This window comes from Nocardiopsis sp. CNR-923, assembly GCF_001942255.1.
Taxonomy (GTDB): Bacteria; Actinomycetota; Actinomycetes; order Streptosporangiales; family Streptosporangiaceae; genus Nocardiopsis.
On record NZ_MKKC01000044.1, the window covers coordinates 1 to 17,298 of the forward strand.

The following is a 17,298-nucleotide window of genomic DNA, read 5'->3' on the forward strand; positions in this document are numbered from 1 at the left end:
GGCGGGTTGTCGGAGGTGTGGGTGCGAGGACTCGTGCAGGGGTGTCGGTTCGGCGCCGTGGGCGCCGATGAGGTGGATCTCGGCGGGTAGGCGGGACAGGGTGGCCAGGGTGGTCAGGGGGCGGGAGGACAGGACGGCGCAGGTCGTGTCGGGTAGGTCGGCCAGCTCGCGTAGGGCGCGTAGGGCGGTGGGGTCGGGGCGGGCGGTGGGGGTGTGGGTGGGGGTCAGAGCGCCGTCGTAGTCGCAGGTGATGAGGAGGCGGGGGGTGCGGGCCAGAGCGCTGACCCGCCGCCGCACATCCACGGGCGGCCCCGGTGTGCCCTCGTCCGTCCGCCAGGGGCGCGCTCTCGCGTTCGCCCGCGACGCCTCTGCTCGCTGCACGGCACTCACCTGCGTCACCTCCGTCGATCCTGATCGCACGCGGGGGCGCACGGCCCCGGCCCCGTGGAACCGGCCACGGCTGTGACCAGTGATGACGAAGGTAAAGCAGGGAGAAAGTCTGACACATCTGACTTCATCGGACCTTAGGCGTCGGATAAGGAACTCTTAGGGTTCACGGCTGCGGGGACGCCGGGCTCGTGCCGTGTGATCAGTCGACGGGGAGCGCGAGCTTGATCAGGGCCGAGCACTCCTCCAGGCATCCGCCGAGGAGGACGGTGCCGCCCGGGTGGGAGTCGGGGAAGTACAGCGCGGCGCCGGTGGAGCCCCCGGCGTCGAGCTGGCTCCGACCGGCGGCCCGGTCCGCTCGCCGGTACTCGCCGTCGGATGTCCGGTACACGGCTCCCGGGAGGCCGATGTCGGCGCCGCCGGCGGTGGCGATGTCCAGCGTGACGACCAGGACGGTCTGGCCGACCGGGCGATAGCGCTCACGACGGTGGCCTCGACCCCGCCGCTCCCGACACGGGCCCCTCCGCCCTCGACCAGGGCTCCGGAGGGATCAACGCCGTCGACGCGGAACCGGGCGACGCGTCCGTCGTCGTAGGCGAAGTCGGTGAGCTCGACGCAGCGGCGGTCGGCCTCCCGGCCCCCGCCCCAGTAGCCCTCCTGGAAGACGTCACGGCACACCCGGTGCCCTGAGTCGGTTCGGTCGACCTCGGGGTCGGACAACCCGCGGCCCTCGTCGGCCCAGGCACGCGCGACGGCCGTGTGGTGCAGCAGGTAGGTGTGCGCCGGGGAGTCCTGCGCCGCCTCCCCAAGTCCCTCCCGCATCCGGTCGGGGTCGGAGGAGGAGGCGAGTGCGGCCACGTAGCGTCGGAGGCACGCGGGTGCCGGTCCTCGGATCCGGCCGCCGGAGCCGGGCCGGGCGACGTTCCCGCACCCCGCTCGCGAGCCTTCGCCCCGGGAGAGGGATCCGGGGCGGGGCCGGGTTCGGCCACGGGTTCCCGTACACGGTACGACGCGGGCGCGCGGCTGGAGTCGGGGGTGGCCGTGGCCGGCGGAGCGCCCCGCGGGCCGACGTCGGGGGCCCCGTCCCGCAGGGGGAAGGGCCCGCAGCCGGTCACCGCGAGCAGGGCCGCGACGGCGAGCAGTCGGATCGGGGCCATGGCACGTCCTCCATGAGGCGCACGGAGTGAACTGAGAAGAGTGTTGTCTCATGTCGGATCTGATTCATTCCGCTGTGCGCCGACTTGGAAACCCGCCGCGCACCCCACCGGCCGGAGCGCCGGTGACGGCTGGGAAGGACCTCGGGTCCCGGACCGGCCGGCGCGTCCCCCGACCCCCGGCGCTGCCGGCAGACGGGGCGCACCCCGGCGCGCCGACGGCGGGGACCCGGCATCCCGGGTGGTTCGACCTCAGGTCAGTGGGGAATCTTGACGTGGACCGACGCGTTACATCCCGCGAGACCGCACGAGCGCCTGGAGGCACCCACACGATGGCCGAGCGAGCACTTCGCGGCACCCGGCTCGGGGCGACGAGCTACGAGAACGACCGCAACACCGACCTGGCTCCCCGGCAGGAGGTCACCTACGACTGCACCCGGGGCCACCGCTTCTCGGTCACCTTCGCGACGGAGGCCGAGATCCCCGCCGAATGGGAGTGTCGCTTCTGCGGCGACCGCGCTCTGCGGCGGGACGGGACCGGCGAGGAGCCCAAGAACGCCAAGCCGGTTCGGACCCACTGGGACATGCTGCTGGAGCGCCGGAGCATGGAGGACCTGGAGGAGGTCCTGGCCGAGCGCCTCGCCCTGCTGCGCGCACGCCGCCGCGAGGAGGCGGCGAAGGTCGAGGAACTCGCCAGGCAGCGCTAGCCCGAGCGACGGCGACCCGGCACGGGCGGTGGACACGCGTCCGCCGCCCGTTCGTCGTGGCCCGGATTCGGACGGGCCCGGTCCGCCCACCGGCCGCGGGTCAGTCCTTGCGATCGAACGGATCACGGGTGGTGCCCACGAGCTCCTTGACCGACTCGATCACACGGGTGGGCCGGTAGGGGAACTGGTCGGCGGTTTCGCGGCCGGAGATGCCCGACAGGACCAGGACGGTCTGCAGGCCCGCCTCCAGACCGCTGAGGACGTCGGTGTCCATGCGGTCCCCGACCATCAGAGTGTTCTCCGAGTGCGCGCCGATCCGCCGCAGCGCCGAACGCATCATCAGCGGGTTGGGCTTGCCCACGAAGTACGGGCGGCGACCGGTGGCCTTCTCGATGAGCGCCGCGACCGCGCCCGTCGCGGGCAACGGACCCTCGGCGCTGGGGCCGGTCTCGTCCGGGTTGGTGGCGATGAACCGCGCCCCGGCCCGCACCAGACGGATGGCGCGGGTGATCGCCTCGAAGCTGTAGGTGCGGGTCTCGCCGAGCACCACGTAGTCCGGGTCGTTCTCGGTCATCACGTACCCGACGTTGTGCAGCGCCGTGGTCAGTCCGGACTCGCCGACGACGTAGGCCGACCCGTTGGGCCGCTGCGTCTGGAGGAACTGGGCCGTGGCCAGCGCTGAGGTCCAGATGGACTCCTCCGGGATGTCCAGCCCGGTGTTGAGCAAACGAGCACGCAGGTCGCGGGGGGTGAAGATGGAGTTGTTGGTCAGCACCATGAACGGGATCCCGTTCTCCCGCAGCTCGGCGATCAACGCGTCGGCGCCGGGGACGAGGTGCTGCTCGCGGACGAGCACGCCGTCCATGTCGAAGAGGTAGTTCCACTCGTTTTCGTTGCTCACGGGCCCCATTGTGCCGCCTGCGCCCCAAGGGGCGCCATTGCTACCCCCCGGTAGGGGACAGGGTTCACACCCGCGTGCGGCTGCCGGTTCACACCGGCGGCCAGGGCACCGACGGCCAGTCGGGCGCCGGGTAGGGGTGGATCCGGTGGTGGATGAGCAGGTCGACGCGTCCGCCGAGGGCGTACACCTCCGGACCGCTCAGGTGACGGCCGAGCACGTCGGACAGCGCGCTGCCGGGATCCTTGAGCATGTCGCGGACCGACTCCAGGGCGGCCAACGCGTCCTCGGTGAGCGGTTCGCCCCGCCACTGCCACAGCACCGTGCGCAGTTTGTAGTCCTCGGCGAAGGAGACGCCGTGGTCGCAGCCGTACAGGTGGCCGCCGGCGGTGGGCAGCAGGTGGCCGATCTTGCGGTCGGAGTTGTTGATGACCGCGTCGAAGACCGCCATGCGGCGCAGATCGGCGTTGTCGGTCTGGTGGGAGAGCGCGACCAGGTCCACGGTCGTGTCGCCGTGCACCCACAACTGCACCATGCCCTCGCCGAAAGGGCCGTCCCGGTGCACGGTGGGTGGGACGATCCCCCAGCCCAGGGCCTCGGAGACGGAGAAGGCCGACACCTCGCGGCCCGCGAGCGTACCGTCGGGGAAGTCCCACAGGGGCCGCTCCCCCGCCACGGGCTTGTAGACGCAGGCGGCCGAGCGGGGCGCGTCGGAGACGGTGCAGTACAGGGTGGCGTTGGAGGCCGAGGTCAGGCGGCCCTCGACGGTGATCCGGCCCGTGCGGAGCAGGTCGAGCCCCGTGGTGGCGTCGAGGCCGTCGAAGGCGTCGGTGGTGTCGTTCATCCGGTCCCCCGCGGCGTGCGCGCGCCGGGACCGCCGGGTGCGGTCGTCATCGCCACCGGTGTCACACGAGACGGTCCGGCCGGTACCCGTTCTGCCGGGCACAGATGTGACCGCTGGGGTCCAGAGGACGGCCGCACAGCGGGCAGTCGGGGCGCCGGCGGCCACGACCTTCATGGCGCGTCCGGCGAACGCGCGGGCCTCGCCGGGGGTCAGGTAGACGCGCAGGACGTCGCGGTGCGCGGGAGCCTCCTCGGCGAAGACCTCCAACTCCTCCTCCTCGTCGTCCTCGACCAGGTCCTCGCCGGCGGACTCGTCGATCTCCTGGGCCTCGATGATGACGCGGGCGGCCTCGGCGTCCCAGGCCAGGGCGAGCGTGCCCACCCGGAAGTCCTGCTCGATCGGCTGTTGGAGGGGGCCGTCGTCCTCGGGCGGAGCGGTGTCGCCCGGGGGTGTTCCGAACCGGCGGTGCACCTCTTCCAGCAGCTCCTCGATTCGGGTCGCCAACGCCTCGACCTGGGCCTTCTCCAGGACGACGCTGGTGATCCGCCCCTCCCCCACGGCCTGGAGGAAGAAGGTGCGGTCTCCCGGCTGGCCGACCGTTCCGGCGACGAACCGCTCCGGCGGATTGAACTGAAAGACGGGCATGCCATGAACCTTAAGGGATGGAGGGCGCGTGTGGCCCCATCGTCCCCGCGCTTGACATCAAGTCAACTTGACGTAGTTCGCTCTCTCTCGGAGTGCACCGGCTCCGCCCCCGGCGACGACATCGGGAGACACCATGAGCACCACGCGCCACTTTGAGATCCACGCCCTCGTCCAGAGTTTCGAGGACGCATTCAGCGCGCACGACCCGGCCGCACTGGCAGAGCACTTCGCCGTCGACTCGTTGTGGACCAACGCGCTCGGCAGGCAGGTGCGCGGCAGCGCCGTGTACGTCTTCGCCCGCGGCGACGAGGGGTGGCGGATCGTCGTGGGCCAGAACACGGTCACGGCGGCATGAGCGGCCGCCGCTCCCGTCAGGCGGTGTCGGAGCCGTCCGGCCCTCCGGCGCCGCCGCCGACCGCCGCGTCGCCGCGCGCCTCGGCCCGGGTGGGCATGCAGCCCGCCAATCCCTCCCCCGTGTCGTTCAGCGTGTTGAGGAAGGGACGCGTGCGGGTGTAGGTGATGGAAGTGATCGAACAGGGGTCGACACGCAGGCGCTGGAAGAGGTCCAGGTGCAGGCCGAGGGCGTCGGCGACGATCGCCTTGATGATGTCGCCGTGACTGCACACGACGTAGACCGGCGGTCCCTGTTCGCCCTCGGCCGGGGTCCTCGACGCACGGCCGTTCCAGTCGCGGACCGCCTCGACCGCGCGTGCCGACGCCGCGGCCAGGGCCTCCCCGCCGGGGAAGCGCGCGGCGCTGGGGTGGTCCTGGACCACCCGCCACAGGGGTTCGGCGGTGAGCTCCCCCAGCCCCCGCCCGGTCCAGGTCCCGTAGTCGCACTCGATCAGGCGCTCGTCGGGCGTGACCGCGACACCGAGGTGTTCGCCGACCGTCTCCGCCGTCTCCCGGCACCGTTCGAGCGGACTGGACACCAGCGCGGCGGGGCGTAGCTCCGCGAGCCGTCGCGCCAGGCGGGCGGCCTGCGCGCGACCGGCGCCGTTGAGGTGGACGCCCTCGGCGCGCCCCGCCAGGCGGGGGCCGGTGGCGTCGGTCATGCCGTGGCGGACGAGGAGGAGGGTGACCGCCTCGGCCGCGGGGGGACGGGCGTCCTGGTCTGCTTCGGGTGTCGCCATGGCCCCACCCTAGACGCATCGCGGTGGGGGTTCGCGGGCGGGACGGGACCCCGCCCGCGCACCGCGGTGGGTTGCCGACCAGGCAGAACCCGGACGGTGGCGCCCACGTGTGCGGGAGACCCCGCCGTCCTTCGCGCCCACGACCGGCGGGCGGGCCGGGGCCGCCGCGTGGTCCGCGCGCCCCGGCCCCTGGTCAGACGGACACGGTACTCTCCGCCGCATGGAACAGCGACAGGTGGGCAGATCAGGACTGTGGGTGTCACGCACCGGCCTGGGCACGATGACCTGGGGTAAGGACACCTCCGAGGAGGAGGCCGGGCAGCTGCTCACCGCGTTCGTCGACGCGGGCGGCACACTCGTGGACACCGCCGACATCTACACGGGCGGGCAGAGTGAACGCGTCCTGGGCCGGTTGCTGAACGCCGCGGTGCGCCGTGAGGACGTCGTGGTCGCCACCAAGACGGGGCACACGCCCGAGGGGTACCGCCCGGTGGACGGTTCCAGACGGCACCTGCTCGCCTCACTGGACGCGTCGTTGCGGCGGCTGCGAACCGAGTACGTCGACCTGTGGCAGCTGCACGTCTTCGACCCGGCCACCCCGCCGGAGGAGTCCCTGGCGGCGATGGAGACCGCGGTCGCGGCGGGCAAGGCGAGGTACGCGGGCACGGGGAACCTGGAGGCGTGGCAGTTCGCCACCCTGGCGACGTGGCAGCGGGCCCAGCCAGGACGCGTGCCGTTGGTGAGCGCGGGAGCGGAGTACTCCCTGCTCAACCGGGACGCCGACCGGGCGCTGCGCCCGGCGGCGGCCGCCGCCGACGCCACCTGATCGCGTGGTCGCCCCTGGGCCGCGGGGTGCTCAGCGCCAAGTACCGCAACGGGGTCCCGCCGGACTCGCGGGCGGCGTTCCCGCACATGGCGCCCTACGTCGAGCCCTACCTGGACGAGCACAGCCGCCGCGTGGTCGAGTCGGTGTGCACGGCCGCTGAGGGCCTGGGCGTGCCGCCGCTGGCGGTCGCGCTGAGCTGGGCGCGCGACCAGGAGGGGGTGGCCTCGGCGGTGGTCGGCCCGCGCACGCTCCCCCAGCTGGAGGGGATCTTGCGGGTGGAGGCGGTGGAACTGCCGCCGGAGATCCGGGACGCCCTGGACGACGCCACCTCCGGGCGCGGACGCTGACTGCGGGCGTCGCTCGGCGCTGAACCCGGAGCGGACGGTCACCGTGAGTCGGTAGGCTCCCAGGGTCCTGCCAACCGTGTGACGAGGGGAACCATCCGAGGTGTCCGAGGCTGTGGAACAGGTCAGTGCCGTCCTCGACCGGTTGGGTGCGCCGCGCGCCCTGGCGCCGCGCCTGGCCGCGGAGTTGGGCCCGGAGGCCGCCGCCGAACTGGAGGCCAACCCGTGGCTGCTGCTGCGGCTGCCGGCGGTGACCGTCGAACAGGCCGACTACTGCGCGCGTCAGTGCCTGGGGGAGCAGGCCCGGCCGGACGACCCTCGGCGGTTGGGCGCGTTGACCGCCCATGTGCTGCGCCAGTCGGCCCGGCGCGGGCACACGGCGGTCGAGGAGCGGCGGCTGGCGGCGATCGTCGGCGGGCTGGGGGTGGCCGACCCCGCGGCGGCTCTGGACGCGGCCGTGGCAGACGGTTCCACGGTGGTCTTCGAGAGCACCGACGACACCGACGACGACTTCGACTTCGCCGAGGGCGGGGTCCCCGACCTCCCGGACGCCGAGCGGTTCCACGCCCTGCCCGACATCGGCCGCGCCGAACAGCGCCTGGGCGAACAGCTGGCGCGGTTGATCGGAGGCAACGAACCGATCATGGACGCGCTGACCGCCGCCGAGACCGTGGACGCGGCGGTCGAGCGGCACGAGTTCACGTTGTCGGAGCGCACGCGCGAGGCGCTGGTGACCGTGGCGCTGCGTCCGGTCACGGTGCTGCGGCACGGTCCCGCGGACGCCGCGGAGGCGGCCCGCGCCTTGGTGTGCCTGCACGCGATCGCCGCCGACAGCCAGGTGGGCGTGGCCGTGGCCGCGCCGACCGCGCGGGCTGCGGCCGAGGTGAACCGGGAACTGGGCCGTTGGTGGGGCGAGGGCGAACCCGGGTTCCGCGCGGTGTCCCTGCCCGAACTGCTGGGGCGGGCGCGCTGGAGGTCGGCTTGGTGGTGCTGTGCGAGGCGATGTCGGTGGGCGTGGCGCGGGCGGCCGAGCTGGTCTCCTCGTGTTCGGACGGCGCCCACCTGGTGCTGCTCGCCGACCCGAACCAGGCGCCGTCCGCGACCCCGGGCCGGGTGGTGGTGGACGTGGCGGCCTCCCGCACCGCGCACGTGGCCGAGGTCGCCGACCCGGGCGATCCCGGGCCCATCGCCGAGCTGGCCCAGGCGGTGGCCGACGGGAGCCTGCCTGAGGTGGCGGCGCCGGAGCGGGAGGTGGTCCGGGTGCCCGCCGCGTCGGCGCAGGAGGCCGCGCACCGCGTGGTGCAGCTGCTCACGGACTCGATCCCGCGCGCGCTGGGCATCGCGCCCGATGACGTGCAGGTCGTGGCGGCGCGGGAGGACGGACCGGCGGGCGCGGGCGCGCTCAACGCCGCGTGCAAGGAGAGGTTGAACCCGGGACCGGGCGCGCACGGGGGCTTGGACGTGGGTGACCGCGTGCTGCTGGTCGCCGGGGGTCCCGGGTACGGACCGGGCGAGACGGGTTACCTGCGCGAGGTGGGCGAGGCCGCGGTGGTGGAGCTGGCCGACGGGCGGCGGGTGTCGGTGGCGGACTCGTCGGCGCTGCGGCCGGGCTGGGCGGTGACGGTCGCCGCGGCGCACGGGAGCCGGTGGCCCGCCGTGGTGTCGGTGTTCCCGCCGGAGGTGGCGGTGTCGCGCCCGCTGGTGTACACGGCGCTGACCCGGGCGGTGCGGCACGTGTCACTGGTGGACGCCACCGGCGGCGCTTTGGAGACGGACGTGCGGGAGAACGCCGGCGCGGAGCGGACGACGCGGCTGGTGCGGGTCCTGCGGGAGGCGTGACGGGGGTCAGCCGCCGTAGCGGGGGAAGACGGACGTGTCGATCCGGACGTCCTTGAGCGGTTCGGGCAGGACCACGTCGGTGCCGAATCCGGCGTCGTGCCTGGCCTGGTACTCACCGCCCTTCGGGTCCCAGTACAGGCGGGTGGTCGCGTTTCTCGGGTCGATGATCAGGTAGAGGGGGATCCGCCACCGCGCGTACAGGGACGGCTTGACCTTCGTGTCGTTGGCGGCGTTGCCCGGGGAGACCACCTCCACCACGCAGTCGACGTCGTCGGGGCTGACCAGCCAGCCGTCGTCGTCCATAAGGACATCGGGGAGGACCATCAGGTCGGGAATGGCGTAGTCCTCGCCGTCGGGAGCCTCGACGGAGCACACCTGCGCCGTCGAACGATCATGAGGCAGCTGCTCCACCAGTTGAACTGGTGAGCCGACTGAGCGCACCCGCGTGCTTCTTCGACGCTGTGGGTGACATCACGATGGCCCCTTCAAGGACCTCCACTTTGAATCCCGGAGGGACGTCGAGGTGGTCGGCCAGATCACGCAGACTGATCGGGGCCGGACGCGCGGCGGAGGACTTTTCCAGAACGGCGGTCATGGGCTCCCCTTCCTTTCGCTTCGCCATCGTAAAGACCTCCGGGGACGTGTGTACGGGTCTTCCCTCATCCTGTGCCCGAGTGAGAAGCCAAAGCAAGGACCGCGGGGCAGTCAGCCCTCGTACTGGCGACAGCGGCCGGTGAACACGGTGCCGAGTTCCGCGCGCAGGGCCGCGCGGGCGTGGTCGGCGACGCCCGGTGCGCCCCGGTAGACGCGGGTGGCCAGGCCCTCGGCCACCGAGGCGATGCGCGTGGCTGCGGTGTCGGCGTCCACGTCCGGTCCGACCTCGCCGCACTCGGCGCCGTTGCGCACCGCGCGGGCGATCTCCGCGTGCGTGGCCTCGGCGGTGCGCGCGTCCACCTCGGCGAGGGCGGGGCTGTCCAGTGCCCGCCCGGCGAAGGCACGCACGACGCGGAACTCGGCGCGGCGGGGTTCGTCGAGCGGCAGGTGTTCGGCGAGGGCGTCCAGCAGGACGTCCGCGATGGTCCGCCGGTGGGTGGCCCCCTCGCGCACGACCCCGGCGACGCGCTCGGCGACCTCCGTGCTGACCTCCTGGAAGGCGTGCAGCAGCATGTCGTCCTTGGCGCGGAAGTAGTGCTGGACGAGCCCGACCGACATTCCGGCGCGCGCGGCCGTGCGGGACACGGTGACGGTGTCCAGGCCGGTCTCGGCGATCATCTCGCGCACGGCCCGGCTGATCTGTGCACGCCTGAGGGCGTGGTCCGCTGTTCTTGGCACGACATAACCGTATCAGTGTATGGTAATAATCGTATGTCCGTATGGTTATCTGAGGGAGCCCCCGTGTACCGACGTGCCGCGGCCGCGTGCCTCGCCCTGGCCCTGCTGTCCCCGACCCCGCCTCCCGCGTCCGCCGCGGCCCAGGACATGGACTCCTACGTCCGTGCACGCATGGCGGCGACCGACACCCCCGGCCTCGCCTACGCGGTGGTCGGACCCGAGGGGGTCGAGCACCAGGGCGTGTTCGGGGTGGACGGGCACGGCGAGCCCGTCACCGAGGAGACCCCGTTTCTGTGGGGGTCGGTGGCCAAGCCGGTCACCGCGACGGCGGCACTGGTCCTGGCGGAGGAGGGGCGGCTCGACCTGGACGCGCCGGTCGAGGAGTACCTGCCCGAGTTCGCCGCCTTCGGCGCCGAGCCGACCGTGCGCGACCTGCTGACGCACAGCTCGGGGATCACCGAGGCGAACACGGTCGCGACGTTCGACGTGTACGAGGCGGGGTCGGCGGAGTTCGCGCCACGCGTGGGGAGGATCGCCGCCTCCGAGGTGGGCGATCCCGGAACGCACGCGTACAGCAGCGCGAACTACCTGCTCCTCGGCGCGGTCGTCGAACGCGTGACCGGCGAGGACTTCGGCGACTACCTGCGGGAGGCGGTGCTGGACCCGGTGGGCATGGACACCGCGTTCACCGGCGCGAGGAGGCCGCGGCGGCGGGGCTGACCCCGGGGTACCGCTCACCGTGGGGCGTGCGCCTGGCCGACGCGGACGGCGTGGACGACGCCGGGGTGTCCTACGGCTACCTGGGCGGCGATGTCGGGGCGCTGACCGCGTTCGCCCGGACGCAGTTGTCGGACGAGCCGGGGGTGCTCGACGCGGAAGCGCTGGCGGAGGCGCGCACGGGGATCGTCCCCGTGCCCGGCTCGGAGCAGCAGTACGGGCTGGGGTGGCGCGACACCCGGCTGTCGGAGCTGGACGAGCCGATCGTCTTCCACGGCGGCGCGACACCGGGCCACGCGGCGATGGTGGTGCTCCTGCCCGAGCGCGACCGCGCGGTGGTCCTCCTCCAGAACACCTATGATCTGCTGCGCGACGATCAGATCCAGGCGGTGGCCTTCGGTCTGGCCCACCTGGTGGCGGGCGGCGACCGGCCGCGGGGCCCCGGGCCGAGCGTGGCCGACCTGGCGGTGGTGTGGGGTTCCACGGCGTTCGCGCTGGTCATGGTCGTCGGCGTGGTGCTGGCCGGGCTCGCGGTGCGAGCGCGCCGCGGCGGAGTCGCGGCGACCGTGGTCTGGGGCGCGGCCGGGGCGGCGGCGGTCGCCGCCGCAGTGTGGCTGCTCGTCGGGCTCGGGCCGCGCTCCGCCCTGCTGTGGCTGCCCGACGCCGCGGTCGCGGTGCTGGTCGCGGGGGTGTGCGGCGCGCTGGTCCTCGTCCTGCGGGTGTCGGCCGCCGTCCGGGGACGCGCCGACTGACGGACGCGTCCGGTCAGGCCCGGTCGAGGAACCCGCCGTCCACCACCAGGTTGTTGCCGGTGATGTAGCCGGCGGCGGGGCTGGCCAGGTAGACGGCGGCGCGGGCCACCTCCTGCGGACGGCCCAGACGGCCGTAGGGGATGCGGCCGCGGATGGTCGCGTAGAACTCGGGATCGTTCTCCCGGCGCCGGTCCCAGCCTCCGCCGGGGAACTCGGTCGGGCCGGGCGAGACGGTGTTGACGCGGATCCCCTCGGGCGCCCACGACCGGGCCAGCGAGGCCGCGTGGTGGTTGAGCGCGGCCTTGAGGGCCCCGTAGGCGGCGGGCCCGGCCGGACGGGTGGTGTGCAGGGCGGAGGTGGTGGAGATGAGGACCACCGAACCTCCGCGCTCGGAGGCCGCCAGGTGCGGGTGGACGCGTTCGGCCATGCGAACGAACGGCAGAACGTCGGCGACGAAATTGCGCTCCCACTGATCGGGGGTGCGGCTGCTGCCCGCGGAGACGTTGGAGACCAGCACGTCGATCCCGCCCAGGATCTCGGCGGCGTCGTCGACGAAGGAGTCCAGCGCGGACTCGTCGGCGACGTCCAGGGCACGGGCGAACACGGTCGCACCGGTCAGGCGCAGCTCCTCGGCCGCCTCCTCCAGCGGCTCGGGGTTGCGCGCGCAGATCGCGAGGTCGGCGCCCTCGTCGGCGAAGACGTCCGCGATGGCGCGGCCGATCCCCCGACTGGCCCCCGTGATGACGACTCGCGCGCCCGTCAGGTGCAGATCCATCGGTTCTCCGTACATTGGTGAGTGGCCCGCGCCGCCCGCGTCCCCTGCTCCGGGCGCAGATTACACGGGTTCGGATCCGCTCGCGCGCAGGCCCCGGACGGCGGCGACGCGCCCGGACGCCGAGGCCGGCAGGCACCAGGGGCGTGCGCCCCGCCCGTGGCGGGCCGGGACGCACGCCCGGGTCGTGCGGGGATCAGGCGCCGGTCGAGTGGAAGCCGCCGTCCACGTGCACGATCTCACCGGTGGTCGCCGGGAACCAGTCGGACAGCAGCGCCACGACGGCCTTGGCCGCGGGCTCAGGGTTCGTGACGTCCCACCCCAGCGGCGCGCGCTCGGGCCAGTGTTTGGCCAACTCGGCGAAGCCCGGGATGCTGCGCGCGGCCATCGTGCTGAGCGGGCCGGCCGAGACCAGGTTGACGCGGATGTCCTGGTCGCCGACGTAACGGGCCAGGTAGCGCGCGGTGGAGGTCAGCGCGGACTTGGCCACGCCCATCCAGTCGTAGATGGGGTAGGAGACGCTGTTGTCGAAGTCCAGCGCCACGACCGAGCCGCCGTTCTCCATCAGCGGCATGAGTGACGTGGTCAGCGCCTTCAACGAGAAGGTGGAGGTGTGCATGGCGGTGGCCACGTCCGACCACTGGGTGTTGAGGAAGTTGCCGCCCAGCGCGTCCTGCGGGGTGAAGCCGATCGAGTGCACGACGCCGTCGATGCCGTCGACGTGCTCGCCCACGCGGGCGGCCAGGGAGCCGAGCTGCTCGTCGTCGGTGACATCCAGCTCCAGGACCGGCGGGGTCTCGGGCAGCCGCTTGGCGACGCGCTCCACGAGGCTCATCCGGCCGTATCCGGTGAGCACGACGGTCGCGCCCTGCTCCTGGGCGAGGCGGGCGACGTGGAAGGCGATGGAGGAGTCGGTGAGCACCCCGGTGACGAGGATGCGCTTACCTTCGAGAAGTCCCATGGGTTTCCTGATTCTGCTCTGGCCGGCGGGGGTGGTCCGGTGGCTGGTGCGGGTGGAGGGGCTGGCGGCTCTGGGGCGTGTGCCGCGGGCATGCTTCCTAGTGACCCATCCCCATGCCGCCGTCCACGGGGATGACGGCGCCGGTGATGTAGCCGGCCCCGGGGCCGGCGAGGAAGCCGACGGTCTTGGCGATGTCCTCGGTGCCGCCGATCCGTCCGAGCGGGATGTTCTTCCTGATCTCGGCCTGGCGGTCCTCGCTGAGCCGCGTGGTCATGTCGGTCTCGATGAATCCGGGGGCCACGACGTTGACCGTGATGTTGCGGGAACCGAGCTCGCGGGCGAGCGAGCGGCCGAAGCCGACCAGTCCGGCCTTGGAGGCCGCGTAGTTGACCTGTCCGCCGGAGCCGAGCATGCCCACCACGGACGAGATGAGGATGATGCGCCCGCCGCGCTTGCGCATCATGCCGCGCACGGCGCGCTTGGCGACGCGGAACGCCCCGGTGAGGTTGGTGTCCAGGACGGAGGAGAAGTCGTCCTCGCTCATCAGGGCGAGGAGCTGGTCCTTGGTGATCCCGGCGTTGGCGACGAGTACCTCGACGGGGCCCTGCGCCTCCTCGACCTCCTTGAACGCCGCGTCGACCTGCGCGGAGTCGGTGATGTCGCAGCGCACCCCGAGCAGGCCCTCCGGCGGCTCTCCCGAGCGGAAGGTCACGGCGACGCGGTCGCCTCCGGCGGCGAGCTCTCGGGCGATGGCCAGGCCGATTCCGCGGTTGCCGCCGGTGACCAGAACCGATCGCGACATAGGGGCACCTCTTCTCCTGCGGCTGGTGTCAGCAGCCACGACGTGGATCTTCCGGGGGTGGGATCGCCTTGCAGGGTACCGAGCTACCCGTCGGTAGCGGCAACCGAGGTGGACGAACTTCGGTCCGGGAGGAGCGCTCGCCCGCCGTCGCGGGACTCAGGCCCACCCCGCGTCGTGGGCGAGGATGGCGGCCTGCACGCGGTTGGACAACCCCACCTTGGCCAGGATCCGGCTGACGTGCGCCTTGACCGTCGCCTCACGCATCCCCAGCGCACGCCCGGCCTCGGCGTTGGACATGCCCTTGGCCACGGCGACCAGCACCGCGCGTTCGCGCTCGCTCAGCTCCGACAGCCGCCGCTCGGCCTCGGCGCGCCCCGCGGCGGACCCGGCGGGCTCGGGGACGGCGAAGCGGGCGAGCATGCGCTTGGTCACGCTCGGCGCGAGCATGGCGTTGCCTCGTGCACCGTGCGCACGGCGGCGATGAGGTCGCGCGGAGGGGTGTCCTTGAGCAGGAACCCGACGGCGCCCGCCCGCAGCGCCCGGTGCACGTACTCGTCCAGGTCGAACGTGGTCAGCAGGACCACGCGCGGCGCGTCCGGCAGCTCGGTCAGGCGCGCGGCCGCGGCGAGTCCGTCGGCGTGCGGCATGCGGATGTCCAACAGGACCACGTCGGGCGACAGCTCCCGGGCGAGCCGGACGGCCTCCTCCCCGTCCCCGCCCTCCCCGACCACCTCGATGTCGGGCGCCGCCTCCAGGATCATCCGCAACCCGGACCGGACCAGGTTCTCGTCGTCGACGAGGACGGTGCGGATCACCGTAGGTCACTCTCCTTCGCCTCGTGTCCCCCGTGCACGGGAAGGACGACGCTCAGCCGCCAACCCCCGTCGAACCGGGGGCCCGCCGTGAGCGACCCGCCCGCCAGGACGACGCGCTCCCGGATCCCCGCAAGACCGTACCCGCTGCGCGGCGGGGGCGGCGCGGCGGTGGTGGCGGGCCCGTTGGCGACCTCCACCTCCAGGGCGGCGTCCCTCCTGCGCAGCTCCAGGGTCACGCGGGCGCGCGCGCGTGCTTGGCGGCGTTCGTCAGCCCCTCCTGGACCACTCGGTAGGCCGTGCGCTGCACCGTCGGGGGAAGTTCCCCGAGCGGCGCCGGATCTACGCGGTCCACGGCCATTCCCGCCTCACGCCACTCCCCCAGCAGCCGGTCGAGATCGGACAGCTCGGGCTGCGGCGCGGTGGGCGCGGCGGCGCCGGACTCCTCGCGCAGCACCCCGAGGATGCTCCGCAGTTCGGCGAGGGCCGCGCGACCGGTGGTGCGGATGAGCCCGGCCGCCTCGACCGTGCGCGGGTCCTCGGCGGAGACCTCCAGGCCACCCGCGTGCAACACCATGAGGCTCACGCGGTGCGCGACGACGTCGTGCATCTCCCGAGCGATCCGGGTGCGTTCGGCGGTGATGGCGTGTTCGGCCATGAGGTGCTTCTCGCGTTCGAGCCGCTCGGCGCGTTCCCGGAGGCGGCCGATGAGCTGCCGCCGCGTGCCGACCCACAGGCCGAAGGTGGTCGGGGCGACGAGGAAGAACCCCGCGCTGAAGACGTAGGAGCGCGGACCCACGCCGAATCCGACGTACATGGCGAGCGCCGTGAGGGCGAACCATCCGGAGAGCAGTCTGCGGTCGTCGAAGTGCACCGCGTAGGAGTAGAGGGCGAAGGCGGCCGGGAGCACGTTGCCGAAGAGCAGGAGGAGCACGAGCGCCAGGGCCAGCAACAGGTGCGGGCGGGACCTGCGGAACAGGACGGCCAGGGACACGAACGCCGCCGGGAACACGCACAGCAGCAGAACGCCCACGACCCCGGACAGCGGACTGGGCGTGCCCCGCAGGAACACGTCGACGGGCTCCCGCAGCAGTCCCACCTCGGGGGAGATCTGGGCGACCGCCACGAGCGGGAACGACCCGACCGCGTAGAACCAGTCGGCGAAGCGCATGCGGTGCCTGCGCCACCACCGCTCGCCACGCCGCCACAGTCCGGCCAGACCACCCGGTACCCTCGTGCTCCACTCCCCCATGCGCCGGATTCTATGGTCGGCGCCGTCCCGCCCCGCGGTGCGGCGACGGTGGGCCGCCCGAGGGCCGAAGGTCGGGGTCTGGCGCGTTCTTCCCGGTCACGACCTTCTCCGCGGCCAGACCCCGCACGCCGTCCCCGAACCGACCCCGACGAAAGTCGGTGACGACCCCCGACCTTGGAGACGTGCCCGCCCGTCCGACCCATCCCTTTGGCCGGGGTGCGATTCGGCCCGTGGGGGGAGGAGTCGGGCACCTCAGGGGACCTAGCGTGGGAACCGTGCCGGGCCCGACCGCGGAGGACGACCCCCGAACCGCCCGGCGCTTCGTGTCCACCCGTCACCACTGGAGTTGTCTGCCGTGACCGCGTCCTCAGTCCAGCCCGTTCCCTCGGCCACCGCCCCGCCGGTGGTGGTCGCCCGGGGGCTCACCAAGACCTACGACACCGGAGGCAGCCAGGTCCACGCCCTCGCCGGGGTGGACGTGGACTTCCACCGGGGCGCGTTCACCGCGATCATGGGCCCCTCCGGCTCCGGCAAGTCGACCCTGATGCACTGCCTGGCGGGCCTGGACGTGCCCACGTCCGGCACCGTGCACCTGGGCCGCACCCAGATCACCGGCCTGCGCGACGGCGAACTGACCTTGCTGCGCCGCGACCGCATCGGGTTCATCTTCCAGTCGTTCAACCTGCTGCCGATGCTGACCGCCGAGCAGAACATCCTGCTGCCGTCGCAGATCGCCAGGCGCAAGGTCGACCGGCAGCGCTTCGACCACATCATCGACGTGGTGGGGCTGCGCGACCGCCTCGGCCACCTGCCCGCCAAGCTCTCCGGCGGCCAGCAGCAGCGCGTGGCCGTGGCGCGCGCCCTGCTCAACGCGCCCGAGGTGGTCTACGCCGACGAGCCCACCGGCAACCTGGACTCGCGTTCGGGCGCGGAGATCCTGTCGTTCCTGCGCGACTCGGCCGAGGACCTGGACCAGACCATCGTCATGGTCACCCACGACCCGGTGGCCGCCTCCTACGCCGACCGCGTCGTGTTCCTGCGCGACGGCCGACTGGTCGACGAGGTCACCGACCCCGACCCCGAGCTGGTCTCGGCCCGACTGCTGAAGCTGGAGGCCTGAC

General features: G+C 73.0%; 18 protein-coding genes and 4 pseudogenes. 7 read left to right on the plus strand and 15 right to left on the minus strand.

What is annotated here, in order from left to right:
* Both BJF83_RS02605 and BJF83_RS26490 read right to left on the minus strand, forming a co-directional pair.
* The coding region (locus tag BJF83_RS02605) for a trehalose-phosphatase (protein ID WP_316042178.1) at positions 1-381 on the minus strand (381 nt) is incomplete at its 3' end.
* A gap of 234 nt (positions 382-615) precedes the next feature.
* A complete protein-coding gene (locus tag BJF83_RS26490; RefSeq protein ID WP_143831766.1) occupies positions 616-1,245 on the minus strand; it encodes a hypothetical protein in 630 nt (209 codons plus the stop codon).
* 628 nt (positions 1,246-1,873) lie between these two features.
* Between BJF83_RS26490 and BJF83_RS02615 the strand changes: the two genes are divergently transcribed.
* The gene (locus BJF83_RS02615) at positions 1,874-2,248 is read left to right on the plus strand and encodes an RNA polymerase-binding protein RbpA (protein WP_075925039.1); all 375 of its coding nucleotides are present in this window, start codon (positions 1,874-1,876) and stop codon (positions 2,246-2,248) included.
* 100 nt (positions 2,249-2,348) lie between these two features.
* Here the strand turns inward: BJF83_RS02615 and BJF83_RS02620 are convergent, their stop codons facing one another.
* The 3 genes and pseudogenes from BJF83_RS02620 to BJF83_RS02630 form a co-directional block, all read right to left on the minus strand.
* Positions 2,349-3,158, minus strand: a complete 810-nt coding sequence (locus tag BJF83_RS02620; RefSeq protein ID WP_075925040.1) for an HAD-IIA family hydrolase — start codon at positions 3,156-3,158, stop codon at positions 2,349-2,351.
* Positions 3,159-3,237: 79 nt separating this feature from the next.
* Positions 3,238-3,990 (minus strand): SCO1664 family protein, encoded by a 753-nt coding sequence (locus BJF83_RS02625; RefSeq protein ID WP_075925104.1) that lies wholly within the window; start codon positions 3,988-3,990, stop codon positions 3,238-3,240.
* A 61-nt stretch (positions 3,991-4,051) separates the two neighbouring features.
* A pseudogene (locus BJF83_RS02630) lies at positions 4,052-4,635 on the minus strand (DUF3090 domain-containing protein).
* 133 nt (positions 4,636-4,768) lie between these two features.
* On the opposite strand from BJF83_RS02630, the gene BJF83_RS02635 reads away from it, so the two are divergent.
* On the plus strand, positions 4,769-4,990 hold the full coding sequence (locus tag BJF83_RS02635) for a hypothetical protein (RefSeq protein WP_075925041.1): 222 nt from the start codon (positions 4,769-4,771) through the stop codon (positions 4,988-4,990).
* Positions 4,991-5,006: 16 nt separating this feature from the next.
* On the opposite strand, the gene BJF83_RS02640 is transcribed toward BJF83_RS02635, so the two are convergent.
* Entirely contained in the window at positions 5,007-5,768 is a 762-nt protein-coding gene (locus BJF83_RS02640; protein ID WP_075925042.1) for an MSMEG_4193 family putative phosphomutase, read from the minus strand.
* A gap of 220 nt (positions 5,769-5,988) precedes the next feature.
* Between BJF83_RS02640 and BJF83_RS02645 the strand changes: the two are divergent.
* Positions 5,989-6,941, plus strand: a pseudogene (locus BJF83_RS02645) (aldo/keto reductase).
* A gap of 100 nt (positions 6,942-7,041) precedes the next feature.
* Positions 7,042-8,777: pseudogene (locus BJF83_RS02650) on the plus strand (helix-hairpin-helix domain-containing protein).
* Between the two features lie 6 nt (positions 8,778-8,783).
* Here the strand turns inward: BJF83_RS02650 and BJF83_RS02655 are convergent.
* From BJF83_RS02655 to BJF83_RS02660, 3 genes are all read right to left on the minus strand, one after another.
* Positions 8,784-9,188: a Uma2 family endonuclease gene (locus BJF83_RS02655; RefSeq protein WP_158070325.1), complete on the minus strand. Its 405-nt coding sequence runs from the start codon at positions 9,186-9,188 to the stop codon at positions 8,784-8,786.
* Positions 9,169-9,372 (minus strand): hypothetical protein, encoded by a 204-nt coding sequence (locus BJF83_RS27310; protein ID WP_158070326.1) that lies wholly within the window; start codon positions 9,370-9,372, stop codon positions 9,169-9,171. Before BJF83_RS27310 ends, BJF83_RS02655 begins: the two co-directional genes overlap by 20 nt.
* A 110-nt stretch (positions 9,373-9,482) precedes the next feature.
* Complete coding sequence (locus BJF83_RS02660; protein WP_075925044.1) at positions 9,483-10,109, minus strand: TetR/AcrR family transcriptional regulator; 627 nt, start codon at positions 10,107-10,109, stop codon at positions 9,483-9,485.
* A 63-nt stretch (positions 10,110-10,172) separates the two neighbouring features.
* Between BJF83_RS02660 and BJF83_RS28295 the strand changes: the two genes are divergently transcribed.
* Both BJF83_RS28295 and BJF83_RS28300 read left to right on the plus strand, forming a co-directional pair.
* The gene (locus tag BJF83_RS28295; protein WP_262391255.1) at positions 10,173-10,829 is read left to right on the plus strand and encodes a serine hydrolase; all 657 of its coding nucleotides are present in this window, start codon (positions 10,173-10,175) and stop codon (positions 10,827-10,829) included.
* A gap of 26 nt (positions 10,830-10,855) precedes the next feature.
* The gene (locus BJF83_RS28300; RefSeq protein WP_262391256.1) at positions 10,856-11,578 is read left to right on the plus strand and encodes a beta-lactamase family protein; all 723 of its coding nucleotides are present in this window, start codon (positions 10,856-10,858) and stop codon (positions 11,576-11,578) included.
* Positions 11,579-11,591: 13 nt separating this feature from the next.
* Here the strand turns inward: BJF83_RS28300 and BJF83_RS02670 are convergent, their stop codons facing one another.
* From BJF83_RS02670 to BJF83_RS02695, 6 genes and pseudogenes are all read right to left on the minus strand, one after another.
* On the minus strand, positions 11,592-12,353 hold the full coding sequence (locus BJF83_RS02670; RefSeq protein WP_075925045.1) for an SDR family NAD(P)-dependent oxidoreductase: 762 nt from the start codon (positions 12,351-12,353) through the stop codon (positions 11,592-11,594).
* A gap of 193 nt (positions 12,354-12,546) precedes the next feature.
* Positions 12,547-13,311: an enoyl-ACP reductase FabI gene (gene fabI / locus BJF83_RS02675; RefSeq protein ID WP_075925046.1), complete on the minus strand. Its 765-nt coding sequence runs from the start codon at positions 13,309-13,311 to the stop codon at positions 12,547-12,549.
* Between the two features lie 97 nt (positions 13,312-13,408).
* Positions 13,409-14,113, minus strand: coding sequence for a beta-ketoacyl-ACP reductase (locus BJF83_RS02680; protein WP_075925047.1), 705 nt, complete (start codon positions 14,111-14,113; stop codon positions 13,409-13,411).
* Between the two features lie 156 nt (positions 14,114-14,269).
* Positions 14,270-14,928, minus strand: a pseudogene (locus BJF83_RS02685) (response regulator).
* Positions 14,925-15,164, minus strand: coding sequence for a hypothetical protein (locus BJF83_RS30245; RefSeq protein ID WP_075925048.1), 240 nt, complete (start codon positions 15,162-15,164; stop codon positions 14,925-14,927). The pseudogene BJF83_RS02685 and the gene BJF83_RS30245 overlap by 4 nt, the downstream one beginning before the upstream one ends.
* Positions 15,161-16,177, minus strand: coding sequence for a histidine kinase (locus tag BJF83_RS02695; protein ID WP_316042179.1), 1,017 nt, complete (start codon positions 16,175-16,177; stop codon positions 15,161-15,163). The genes BJF83_RS30245 and BJF83_RS02695 overlap by 4 nt, the downstream gene beginning before the upstream one ends.
* A 355-nt stretch (positions 16,178-16,532) precedes the next feature.
* Here BJF83_RS02695 and BJF83_RS02700 point away from each other — a divergent pair, with 355 nt between their 5' ends.
* The gene (locus BJF83_RS02700; RefSeq protein ID WP_075925050.1) at positions 16,533-17,297 is read left to right on the plus strand and encodes an ABC transporter ATP-binding protein; all 765 of its coding nucleotides are present in this window, start codon (positions 16,533-16,535) and stop codon (positions 17,295-17,297) included.
* Position 17,298: the final 1 nt, after the last annotated feature.

Excerpts from the sequence above, each read along its gene's own strand:
- BJF83_RS02615 (WP_075925039.1), top strand. The coding sequence starts at position 1,874 with ATGGCCGAGCGAGCACTTCGCGGCACCCGGCTCGGGGCGACGAGCTAC.
- BJF83_RS02620 (WP_075925040.1), bottom strand. The coding sequence starts at position 3,158 with ATGGGGCCCGTGAGCAACGAAAACGAGTGGAACTACCTCTTCGACATG.
- BJF83_RS02625 (WP_075925104.1), bottom strand. The coding sequence starts at position 3,990 with ATGAACGACACCACCGACGCCTTCGACGGCCTCGACGCCACCACGGGG.
- BJF83_RS02635 (WP_075925041.1), top strand. The coding sequence starts at position 4,769 with ATGAGCACCACGCGCCACTTTGAGATCCACGCCCTCGTCCAGAGTTTC.
- BJF83_RS02640 (WP_075925042.1), bottom strand. The coding sequence starts at position 5,768 with ATGGCGACACCCGAAGCAGACCAGGACGCCCGTCCCCCCGCGGCCGAG.
- BJF83_RS27310 (WP_158070326.1), bottom strand. The coding sequence starts at position 9,372 with ATGACCGCCGTTCTGGAAAAGTCCTCCGCCGCGCGTCCGGCCCCGATC.
- BJF83_RS02670 (WP_075925045.1), bottom strand. The coding sequence starts at position 12,353 with ATGGATCTGCACCTGACGGGCGCGCGAGTCGTCATCACGGGGGCCAGT.
- fabI (WP_075925046.1), bottom strand. The coding sequence starts at position 13,311 with ATGGGACTTCTCGAAGGTAAGCGCATCCTCGTCACCGGGGTGCTCACC.
- BJF83_RS02680 (WP_075925047.1), bottom strand. The coding sequence starts at position 14,113 with ATGTCGCGATCGGTTCTGGTCACCGGCGGCAACCGCGGAATCGGCCTG.
- BJF83_RS02695 (WP_316042179.1), bottom strand. The coding sequence starts at position 16,177 with ATGGGGGAGTGGAGCACGAGGGTACCGGGTGGTCTGGCCGGACTGTGG.